The organism is Bradyrhizobium sp. 23, from assembly GCF_023073295.1.
In the GTDB taxonomy this organism is placed as follows: Bacteria; Pseudomonadota; Alphaproteobacteria; order Rhizobiales; family Xanthobacteraceae; genus Bradyrhizobium; species Bradyrhizobium canariense_D.
This window is the reverse complement of sequence record NZ_JADPJF010000109.1, coordinates 187,112-197,215: the sequence shown is the minus strand read 5'-3', so window position 1 is coordinate 197,215 and position 10,104 is coordinate 187,112. Positions and strand designations below refer to the sequence as shown.

At 61.9% G+C, this 10,104-nt stretch carries 10 protein-coding genes and 2 pseudogenes; 3 read left to right on the top strand and 9 right to left on the bottom strand.

Features of this window, described 5'->3' with window-relative positions; translation table 11 throughout:
* Positions 1-171: 171 nt before the first annotated feature.
* Together IVB32_RS42675 and IVB32_RS43120 are read right to left on the bottom strand one after the other, a co-directional pair.
* Positions 172-522: a lytic transglycosylase domain-containing protein gene (locus IVB32_RS42675; protein ID WP_253075429.1), complete on the bottom strand. Its 351-nt coding sequence runs from the start codon at positions 520-522 to the stop codon at positions 172-174.
* A gap of 52 nt (positions 523-574) precedes the next feature.
* A complete protein-coding gene (locus tag IVB32_RS43120; protein WP_346731113.1) occupies positions 575-721 on the bottom strand; it encodes a lytic transglycosylase domain-containing protein in 147 nt (48 codons plus the stop codon).
* Between the two features lie 345 nt (positions 722-1,066).
* Here IVB32_RS43120 and IVB32_RS28545 point away from each other — a divergent pair, with 345 nt between their 5' ends.
* The gene (locus IVB32_RS28545; RefSeq protein WP_247412060.1) at positions 1,067-2,230 is read left to right on the top strand and encodes an IS110 family transposase; all 1,164 of its coding nucleotides are present in this window, start codon (positions 1,067-1,069) and stop codon (positions 2,228-2,230) included.
* A gap of 378 nt (positions 2,231-2,608) precedes the next feature.
* Here the strand turns inward: IVB32_RS28545 and IVB32_RS28540 are convergent.
* Both IVB32_RS28540 and IVB32_RS28535 read right to left on the bottom strand, forming a co-directional pair.
* Positions 2,609-3,120, bottom strand: a pseudogene (locus IVB32_RS28540) (S26 family signal peptidase).
* Complete coding sequence (locus IVB32_RS28535) at positions 3,117-3,581, bottom strand: DUF2840 domain-containing protein (RefSeq protein ID WP_247296851.1); 465 nt, start codon at positions 3,579-3,581, stop codon at positions 3,117-3,119. Before IVB32_RS28535 ends, IVB32_RS28540 begins: the two are co-directional and overlap by 4 nt.
* 278 nt (positions 3,582-3,859) lie before the next feature.
* Between IVB32_RS28535 and IVB32_RS28530 the strand changes: the two are divergent.
* Positions 3,860-4,898: pseudogene (locus IVB32_RS28530) on the top strand (IS110 family transposase).
* Between the two features lie 564 nt (positions 4,899-5,462).
* Here the strand turns inward: IVB32_RS28530 and IVB32_RS28525 are convergent.
* From IVB32_RS28525 to IVB32_RS28510, 4 genes are all read right to left on the bottom strand, one after another.
* Positions 5,463-6,344 (bottom strand): replication initiator protein A, encoded by an 882-nt coding sequence (locus IVB32_RS28525; RefSeq protein ID WP_247412056.1) that lies wholly within the window; start codon positions 6,342-6,344, stop codon positions 5,463-5,465.
* 22 nt (positions 6,345-6,366) lie between these two features.
* The gene (locus tag IVB32_RS28520; protein ID WP_247412053.1) at positions 6,367-6,648 is read right to left on the bottom strand and encodes a helix-turn-helix domain-containing protein; all 282 of its coding nucleotides are present in this window, start codon (positions 6,646-6,648) and stop codon (positions 6,367-6,369) included.
* A 131-nt stretch (positions 6,649-6,779) separates the two neighbouring features.
* Positions 6,780-7,544 carry a DUF2285 domain-containing protein gene (locus tag IVB32_RS28515; protein WP_247412050.1) on the bottom strand — a complete coding sequence of 255 codons (765 nt, stop codon included), beginning with the start codon at positions 7,542-7,544 and terminating at the stop codon, positions 6,780-6,782.
* A gap of 165 nt (positions 7,545-7,709) precedes the next feature.
* On the bottom strand, positions 7,710-7,982 hold the full coding sequence (locus IVB32_RS28510) for a DUF2285 domain-containing protein (RefSeq protein WP_247297704.1): 273 nt from the start codon (positions 7,980-7,982) through the stop codon (positions 7,710-7,712).
* A gap of 87 nt (positions 7,983-8,069) precedes the next feature.
* On the opposite strand from IVB32_RS28510, the gene IVB32_RS43115 reads away from it, so the two are divergent.
* On the top strand, positions 8,070-8,441 hold the full coding sequence (locus IVB32_RS43115) for a helix-turn-helix transcriptional regulator (protein ID WP_346731112.1): 372 nt from the start codon (positions 8,070-8,072) through the stop codon (positions 8,439-8,441).
* Positions 8,442-8,588: 147 nt separating this feature from the next.
* On the opposite strand, the gene IVB32_RS28500 is transcribed toward IVB32_RS43115, so the two are convergent.
* The gene (locus IVB32_RS28500) at positions 8,589-9,779 is read right to left on the bottom strand and encodes a DUF932 domain-containing protein (protein ID WP_247384447.1); all 1,191 of its coding nucleotides are present in this window, start codon (positions 9,777-9,779) and stop codon (positions 8,589-8,591) included.
* Between the last annotated feature and the right edge of the window lie 325 nt (positions 9,780-10,104).

Sequence of the window (10,104 nt, the reverse complement as noted above, 5' to 3'; positions counted from 1 at the left end):
GCCGGTGCAGTGTGCGCAATATTCATCGCGCAGACCATCTGCTCCGCCGCCGCAAGTTCTGCAGGAGACCGATTACGGGCGGCCGTCCTGATGTCGTACCTGCCCACTGCGCTCGCCTTTCCGCCCGTTCATCTCCAACGTGCGCCACTGCATGCCAGCTTGCGCATTCAGTCATCGCGAGCCGCCTGCACCAGATCTCGCGACGAACAACCCTGTTGCCGGTGGCAGGATAGCCGAGATGTCGTGCACGGAGGTTGCCGTCGGAGCCCGATTTGACGACGGCCTGCAGCGGGTCAGTAGTGTTCGTACTTTCAGATCGCACAACAAAGAGCGCCGCTGCTGGTAGCCGCAGATTCGCGATGGCACCAGAAGCTGCCATGTCGCTAGCGATGACAGGCGCAAGCTTCTGCAAATCGGCTTCGGTTTCAGCCGGCAATGGACGCCGGCGAGATGTTCTTCGTAGTGACCAGGTCCCGCGTTATAGGCCGCAAGGAAGCCCGGTGAGCCGTACCGGTCGTGCAGTTCCCGAAGGTACGCGGTCCCCGCAAGAATGTTATCGCGAGGATCATAGGGATCATTGCCGAGGTCGTACCGCAGACGTAGCTCTGCCCCACGTCTCGGGCATGATCTGCATCAGCCCCATGGCGCCTTTCGGTGACCTTGCACGCACGTCTCCGGCGCTTTCGACGCCTATGACTGTGCGTATCCAACGCTCCGGCACGCCGAAGCGACGTGAGGCTTGCTCGACGAAATCCGCAAATGGCTCGCCAGTTGCATATCTTGCTGGGGGGTTCGCGGGTTGCGTCTCGGCGACAGCAGGAACGTTGCTCACGGTCAGCGCAGCGAGCAACGGTACAACAGCGAGCAGGCTCCTCTCGAACAAACGCAAGCGTGCCGCCGTGCTCGCGCCCGTCCAGGGTAAAGCCGCTTCGCGCCGGCCTTTCGGCCGCCCTGGACCGCTGCTGTGCGCGACGGCTGCGCAATCGTTGGTCGGGACATGGGGTAATCGCGGAGAACACTCATTGCTAGGCTCTCCGCACTGATTCCCCGTCGAAGGAGCAATGCAATGCACCCAATGGCTCAATATGTTGGTCTTGATGTGTCGCTTGAAGAAACCAAAGCTTGCGTTGTCGACGAAACCGGTCAAACGCTTTGGCGAGGATGTTGTGCATCGACGCCAGACGAAATCGAGAAACTTGTCTGCAAGCACGCGCCAAATGCTATGCGGGTCGGCCTCGAGACCGGAATGCTTTCCGTGTGGCTCTTCCACGAGCTTAAGAAGCGCCGAGTGCCAATTATCTGCATCGACGCCCGTCATGCCAAGGCAGCGTTGTCGCTCCAGATTAACAAAACTGATGCCAACGACGCGCAAGGGATCGCACAGGTCGTTCGCGTTGGCTGGTACCGGCAAGTGCTGGTCAAGAGTATGGATACCTACGCAATCCGCGCGATGATCAGCGCACGCGCCCAGCTCGTCAGCACGGCCTTGAAGATCAAGAATACGGTCCGCGGACTGCTGAAGACTTTCGGTTTGATCCTCAAGATCGGAAGTCAGCGGAGATACATCCAAATTGCCCGGTCGGCGATCCAGGACAATCCGGTGCTGTTGACCATTGTCGAACCAATGTTGATTGCTCTCGGTACCCTGCAGGAGCAAATCGCAGTCTTCGACCGCGCGCTTTGCCGACGGGCATCGGCCGATCCGATCGCCAAGCGTCTCATGACTGCCCCTGGCGTCGGCGTAATTGTTGCGCTTTCGTACATAGGCACGGTCGAAGATCCACACCGGTTCAAGCGCTCGCGAACCGTCGCTGCATATCTCGGGCTTACTCCTCGGAGATTCCAGTCGGGTGAAACCGACAGGGCTGGAGCTATCTCGCGTGCTGGCGACCCAGCTATGCGAACCTTGCTTTACGAGGCTGCTTGCGTCGTGCTGCGCCGCTGCTCTCGACCCTCTCCACTCCAGGAATGGGGACGCGCATTGATCGAACGATTGGGTAGCAAACGGGCAATGGTCGCAGTTGCGAGGAAACTGGCGGTCATCCTGCATCACATGTGGCGTGACGGGACGCCATTCCAGTGGGGTACCGCGCCGCGATCGCCTAATAGGTACAAACAGCGTGGAGATCCGCTGTCAGCGATGGCGGTGAGAGGTCCCTGCCGGGACGAGCGCCGGCGACGCGCCATTCCTCCTGCGGCTGCAGAAATGCAGGCCGCGCTCGGGACATAGCGGCGCCGACCTTCTGACGCATAAATGCAGCCGTTGAGCCAATCGGACTGCGAAGAGAACCGTGGACTCGGCAGCGACTGACACTATGGACAGCAGCTTGGCATAGGATCGAAACTGGCGGAACAGTTTGTTTGTTTGGCCCAGCGAGCTCAAGCCGGGCGCTTTGCGCCCCCGCCTTCGGCGGCTCCGGGCTTGACCTCGCCGTGCCAAACAAACTTTTGCTCGCCATCGGTTCGACGGAAAGAACTAGCATCTTTGGGTGTGCTGAGAATGGGAAAGAAAGGGCTTGCATGATGGGCCGCGATTAGAGAACGGAGGAATGGTCCTGCACTTGATCGAACAGAGGAATGGCAGGATGCAAATGCAGAACACGCACGATCATTCCTCCCACGTCCACACCGGCAGGGCACGGCCGATCACGGCCGACGCGGGAATGAATCCAAAATATCGACCGTCAAGGGAGTCGTCCGACTGCCAGTTCATGAGGAACAGCTCACCGTCGATGACCAAGCGGCAACCCTGCCATTTCGGCAGCGGCCGGCCGCGGCCGTCGCGATTCCGCGCCTCGCCGACTGTGATGTCATCGACCGAAATCGTGAGCCCGTTTCTGCAGACCGTCTGCCCAGGGAGCGCCAAGACCCGCTTGAGCATGGGGACGCCGACCGGCAGATAGCCGTTCAGGTCGAGAAAGGTCGCGAGCGGCTCCGGCGGCTGAATTGCGACCAGCTCGGTAACATGGAAGCGCCTCGCTGGGCGCAAACGATAGAGACCGATTGGCACGCTCCCGATGCATTCCAGATGTAGAGTGGAAGCGGCTTCAGGACGGTTGTTGCGACAAGCGCGGCAGCGGCGCCAAACGTTGCGGTCAGCGTCTTCAAGCGGCCTGTCATCGCATCACCCTCTGACGATGGAGCCAGGCCTGGTGGCGTGCCTTGGTGTAGGGGCGCGGGTTTTCGTTGACAGACAGGCGGTTGTGAACGTGATGCCAATGATCAGGCGCGACGTCGGCGGGATCGATGCCGAGCGCCTCAATGGCATCGGTCATCTGCAGCACGCGCTCGACCTTCGGCCAGCCAGAGAGACGCAGTAGAATCTCTCCGCCGGGCTTCACATACGGTACGGTCGAGCAGCGCTGTCCCGATGCAACTGCGCGCAAGATGTCAATCCGCGAAATGATCGTGCCAAAGTCGTTGGAGGTCCATCGGACGAAGGCAAAGATGCTGCCGGGCGCAAATGACAGGACGCGCCGATGGCGATCAAGCTTCCGTTCCCTGACGACGCGACCGAACCGAATGCGGTTCTCGATCCGCTTCTCGAGCCACAGCACCTCCACTTCGGTGAGATCGCTCATGCCGTTGCTCCCTGAGGCAGGAATGGGGAGCGGTGAGCCTTGGGGACAGTGAAGTACCTGCACGGCCTCTGGCGGCAAGCACGACCGACGGCCCGCCACTGCCAGTCGCCGCCAGGGCGGCTTGTGGCCTGGTCCGTTAGAAGAAATCCGAAGGACTTCTGGTTAGCCGGGGTACTGACCGGTGCCCCCTCGCCGGCCGTGCTGCTGCGAAAATGCTTCACAGCGATTCGCGAACGGAACGCGCGGTGCGTGCCGGCGATCGGCGGTGGAGGCGCATGATGGACTTCTATGCAGGGCTCGACGTGTCGCTGGAGGCGACCAACATTTGCGTGGTGGACGGTGACGGCAAGGTGGTCCGGGAAGCGAAACTCGAGACCGATCCGGATGCGATCGAGCTGTTCCTGGCGGAATGGGGAATCCCCCTCAAGCGCGTCGGGCTGGAGGCCTTCTCGTACAGCGCCCGGCTGTTCACGGCGCTTGCCGAAAAGGGCCTGCCCGTGATCTGCATCGAAACCCGCCATGCCAAGGCGGCGCTGAACGCCATGCTGAACAAGACCGATCGGAACGACGCCAAAGGCATTGCGCAGATGATGCGGACCGGCTGGTTCCGCGCGGAGCACGTCGCGCGCAAACGCTGCGCGCGCTGCTGGTCGGGCGCAAGGCGATGCTCGGCAAGGTGCTGGACATGGAGAACATGATCCGCGGCCTGTTGCGCCCGTTCGGCCTCAAGGTCGGCGAGATCTCGGTCGGCCGTTTTGATGCGCGGGTGCGCGAGATCATGGCCGGAAAGAAGGAAATGGAAGCCATTGTCGCGCCGCTGCTGGACGCCCGCAACGCGATGCGGCTGCAGTTGGCAAAACTGCACCGCCTGGAGCTGACGGCGGCGCGCAGCGACAGCGCGGTGCGACGGATATGACGGTGCCCGGCGTCGGCGCACTCGTGGCGCTGACGTTTCGTGCCACCGTTGACGATCCGGCGCGATTCAGGAAGTCGACCAATGTCGGCGCCCATTTCGGGCTGACGCCGCGGCGCTATCAATCCGGCCAGACCGACCGGATCGGCAGCATCTCCAAATGCGGCGATGGGCTGACGCGGGCGATGCTGTATGAGGCAGCGATCGCGATCCTCACGCGCATTCCGAAGAACTTCAAGCTGCGGCTGTGGGGGCTGCGGCTGGCCAGGAAGAAGGGTCTGAAGCGCGCGGCGACCGCGGTGGCGCGAGCGCGCGCGGTGCTGCTGCACAAGATCTGGATCGATGGCACCACGTTCCGGTTTGGCGCCGGCGGCAAGCGCGGCCGGGTCGCTGCGGCGATGTAAGGGCCTCCGCGACCCGGCCGCTTCCACGCGCGCCTTCTCCTTCCGCCACGGCGGAGCGGCGTCTCCCGAGGAGACGGGGATTTGGGTGAGATCGCAACTTTTCTTGCCGGCGGCTTCATAACGACATTTGAAGCCATCACGCACGGCGCTGGTTAGCCTGACCGCCCTTTCCTCAGATTCCGGCTTGTGGTGGCCATCGTGCCAACCACGGATGTTAGCGAGTTCTCCTCGACGAGCGAGTGGCCGCAAAAGGACGTGACGCGCACCAGGCGATGATGTCGACGCCAACGATCGCGAAGATTTGCGCGCGACCGCGTTCGCGCGCGCAGATTGGAGATAACAATCGTATTGCAGCGAAATTTTGCGCGTGACAGAGTGAGCACATGAGGCATCCTCGTTGCACGCGCAGCCGACTTGTTCACAACGTACTGATTCACAACAAGAAGTTAGTGTCAGTATGTCAGTAAAGTTAGAGCGGCTGGAAAGCGCGGAGAAACAAGCGCTTAAGCTCGATTCCGGTCCCCGATAGCACGAGGGTTGCGGTCCCCGGTAGCACGAGCTGATTCACAGGTTGTCCTCCGAATTTGGAATGAGACCGCGCCGGTGCAGGCGTGCCGTAACGGGATCAACAGGCGTAGGCGCGAAGTTCAGCCGCTCGGTGCCGTTCGGGTCGCCTGTGAGCACGAGCTGATAGCCCGGCAATGTCTGGCGCTGAACGATCTGCCGCACGTCGTAAGCAAAATGCTTGAGCGGCGAGAGGATGCCGGACTTGGCATGGAGGTGCACAAGATCAAAGCTCCAGCCGCCGTCCAGACGCCCGCCATGCTTGCGCACGAGGCGGTAAAGCCAGCGCTCAAGTCCGCCCGTCAGATCGAAGTAGGCGCGGTCTATCGTGAGCACGAGCGCGTCATCGATGACGCCGGCATAGAGCCAATCCGGCAAAATCAGCTCGAGCCCAAATGGGCGACCGTTAGCGTCGGCCGTCTCCTTCCACTCGTTGATCCAGGAGAAGCGATGCCGCCGCCGTTCTGGCGGCTGACGGATCGACGTCAGCACGGTCGTTGACTGCAACCTGTCGAGACCCGCCTTCAGCCGGTCATAGTCGCGCGCGCTGGTGCCGCGGCCGACAAACGTCAGTATCTCGTAAGGTGTTGCAGCCATCAAGCGCGACGTCTTCAAGCCGGCTTCACGGGCTTCGACAATCTGAGACGCGGCCCAGATCAAAACGTCTGCATCCCAGATGGTCGCCATGCCATGTTCCGGCACGGCTTCGACACGAATTGCTATCGCACCGAGACGAAAATCGATCGGTACAATCCGCTTTGTTTTTGCGAGCGAGAAGAATGGATAAGCCATCAGATCCTGCGCGTCGCGCGGCGCGAGGTCGCCGGGCAGCGCCCGAAAGAGCTCAAGCTGGTCGCGCTCGGAATGGTGTTTGCGCCGCATGGTCACTGCTCTCAGGCGGCGATCAGCGACGTTCCTGGCCCGCATACGGGCGCAGCACCGGGTGCTTCTTTGCGGGCAGCACGGTCCCCTTCCCGGGGTCGGACGTCGACGTCTTGGCGCCGAGATCGGCCCACGCCTTGAGATCATCCAGGGCGTAGACGACACGTCCGCCAATCTTCCGATAGGTGGGCCCGGTGCCGTACGTCCGGTGCTTCTCAAGCGTGCGTCCCGAGAGACCAAGATACCGCGCGGCCTCCGGTGTACGCAGGAAGCGCGGGGGCAGTCCGGTCATTGCATCGGGCATTTGAGCACTCCAAGGTGACGGCGCACCGCGCATGGCGGCGCCGGCGCGTGTGCGGTCATCATGGAGGAGCGCGGTCTCGGAGGGGGATGCCGAATATCGGGACGTCGATTTTCGGCACCCCAGGAGGGGCGCTACCCGTCCCTGCGCCTGGGCCGAAGCAGCTTGCGATAGCCTCCGCGCACAAATGCGAGGCCGCTTTGTACAAGGCGACGGGTACGGCTGCGCAGATCGTGTGTTTTCCAGGCACGATCCGATATGCGCGCCTTGCCAAACAGAGCTTCTGCAATGCTGCGATAAGTCGCGCCGGCGAGATACGCGGCGGCCGCCCGAAGGGCTGCGGAAAGTCGTTCGCGCCGCTGTTTGGGCAGGCGATGAAACGGAGGTCCCGGCGCGCGTCCATTCATCGCGCGCCACAGCCGCGTGGCGGCATGCGCGCGGGCCTCGAAATCGCGGTCAAGCGGCAACTCGGCCGCATAGTGAGCGCCCGCGGTCAGCGGCTGTTTCGACCAGATGCGATGCTCCGCCGAACCGATTTGCAGCACAGCATGCCAGCCGTCAGCGGCACGGCGCACCTGACCAGATGCAAGATCAAGCCGCGGCTGAGGCGTTGGGCTTTGACCAGGCGTTGAAGCGGTTACAGCGACAGGGACGACGGTGGGTAGAACCTCGGGCGCCCAAAAGATTGTCTGCTCGTGGCGACCGCTGCGGGTCATGGGCGAAAGCAGAGGCCCCACCTCCTCCTGAATTCCTCGGTCATCTGAACTGTTGGCGATAATCGCCTCGTAGTCACGCTGATAATCCACGTTCATACGAAGGCCCACCCAGGCGATTTCAGTGATCTCAGCGTTCTCTAGGCTCTTAAACGAATCCGGCGATCGCCAGTCGAATTCAGGCATTGCTTCCGCCCCATTGCACGCAGCTAACAAGGATTGCGCCGCAATAACTATGAACGACGCGGTTGTAGGAAGCCCCTAGTTTAGCACCACGTGGTGCATGAGAATGACCACCGGTAAGCGGAAGAAAATCATTCCGGCTGCAAGCCCCTCGTCGGCGATTCTCTTCTATTTTGAGCCGGCGCCACGTAAGAGACGTCCCTGCTCGGTCACCCATTTGGCGCGTGCAAGATGACTCTGATATGCGCTCTGCGCACGCTCCGGCTCTCGCTCGGGATCGATATGCAAGACGATTCGAGCGACCTCACGCCAGTCCGCCTCCTCGCCGTCCGCCTGCAGAAGGCGAATGTACGTGACGACATGCTGTTCGTCATAGGCCGTCAGCGCCGGCTCGTTCGGCGCGACATCCGCGACGTCAGGATCTAGCTGCGGCTTCGACATCAGAGACTTCAATATGCGAGTGATCGAAACCAAGTCGCGAGCCGCGAGCTTTGCCGGCTCGAATAGTTCGGTGCCGTAGCATATGGCATGCCACCTGCCCGCGCGAGGCCCCAAGAAGCCGCATTTCCGCACATTTCAGCAATCGAAGCTCCGTCCGTGCTACTCAACATCCAGTTTCCGCGCATTACAACACGTAGCGCTAGAATACGCGATTGCTTCCCTATCCTGCGGATGGATATTCGCAAGGTCTTTGGAGCGAACGCGCGTCGATTTCGCCTGGCCCTTGGCTTGAGCCAAGAGGCCGTGGCGGAACGCATGGGCGTTGATCGGGCCTTCGTAAGCAGCATGGAGCGAGGGCTGCAGAACGCTACATTGCTCACTGTCTGGCAGATTGCCCAAGCATTGGAGGTCCGGCCAGCAGACCTGCTTGAGGAAAGAATGTCCAAGGTTCGATCCTGACCTTCCGCGAGCCGGGCCGAAGGCCCGGCGAGCGACCGGACGCGGACACGCGTCATCGTCGCCGGTCCGGCTCGCCGGACCGGCGACGATGCCATAGGCTTTCGGGGAGTAGCCGCGCGACCGTTGCCGATTGCGCGGCCCACAGTGTCAGATTGCACGCTCCATCAGGCGCTTTGCCTTCCCCTCCAGTTCAAGCCTCGCATCCTGATGCGACTTAGTGCGGCCCAGCGCCGTGATCCCCTGCACGAAATCAAAGATGCTTTCCGGCTTGCGGTTTTCTTCGCCCAAAACGGTTTCAATGATCTTCGTCGTCTCCGACTTCGAAAACCCGCCTTTGCGGAGGAAGGCCTCCCGGTCCTCGTCGGTGCGGGCAACGATACGTTCACGCGCCGCCTTGATGCCGGCCACGAACGGCGCGGGCGAGGAATTGGCGAAGCTCGTCAGCGCTGGCGCCGCTTCATGCGCGAAACGCTGCGCCGCAAATTTCGAATGCCGGATCGTGATTTGCTCGAAGTTCTCCACGCCCCACAGATTGCGATTCATGCAGACCGCCCTGAGGTAGAAGCTCGCAATACCGAGCGTCTTGCTGCCGACTTCACTATTCCAGCAGTAAAATCCCCGGAAATACAAATCCGGTGATCCATCCGGCAACCGGCCTGCCTCGATCGGGTTGGTATCGTCGACCAGAAACAGGAACACGTCGCGGTCGCTGGCGTAGAGCGTTGTCGTGTCCTTCGTCACATCTACAAAGGGATTGTGGGTCATCGTTGACCAATCCAGCACACCCGGCACCTTCCACCGCGTGTCGCCGGTGCCGTTGCCCGCGATCTTCATCACAGCGGCGACAAGTTCATGGTCCCAGATACGGCCATAGTCCGGCCCGGTGACGGCGCGAAGCTCGACCCGCCCGTTATCGGCCTCGAGGGTTTTCACGAGCTCGGCGCGGTGTGTCAGGAAGCCATGTTGCAGATTGATGCCTGACAGAGCCGCGGGAAGCTGCCGCAAATAGGACGTTGGCGCGCCGACCAGCGTGCACAACTGGCCGAAGCTCCAATGGGTGGGGGCCACCGGCTCGTCACGTCCCGGGACCATCAAGGCCAACCGCTCGGAATTGTTGCTGTTGGCCTCAACCCGGATGGCCCGGCTCTCCACCGTCCGCGTCTGCGCGCGCTCGGCGCGACCGCGCACGGCGTCATAGAGGTCCGGCAGGTTCAAATAACGTTCGTCGTCCGGCCGCGAGAACCATTCCGATGACACACGGCCAATCCGCTGGCCACGCGATACATCCACACGAAAGCCGCCGGAAGCGGGCTGTTGGCCTTGCGACAAAGTCATCATGTTCATGGTCGTTTCTCCTGTGGGCTGAGGTTGAAGCGCAGCGCTGCGCTGCAACCCTGCCCGTCGGCGAGACCTGGGGTAGCAAGGGCAAGGGCGGCCGAAGCGGAGGGGGATCACCCGCCTGACAAGGGCGCGCTCGATCAGCGCGCGTCTGCACGCGCCATGACGACTTTGGTCGTCATGAAGATCCTTGGCGCGGAAGACCGGGGATACCGCTTCGGCCGGCGCCGTCAGGTGCCTCACCCTTGCCCGCGCGAGGGCGGAGCCCTTAGCGATTCACTTCCAAAAAACAATGCTCTTCCTGCTTGCCTGCAAAGGCATGACA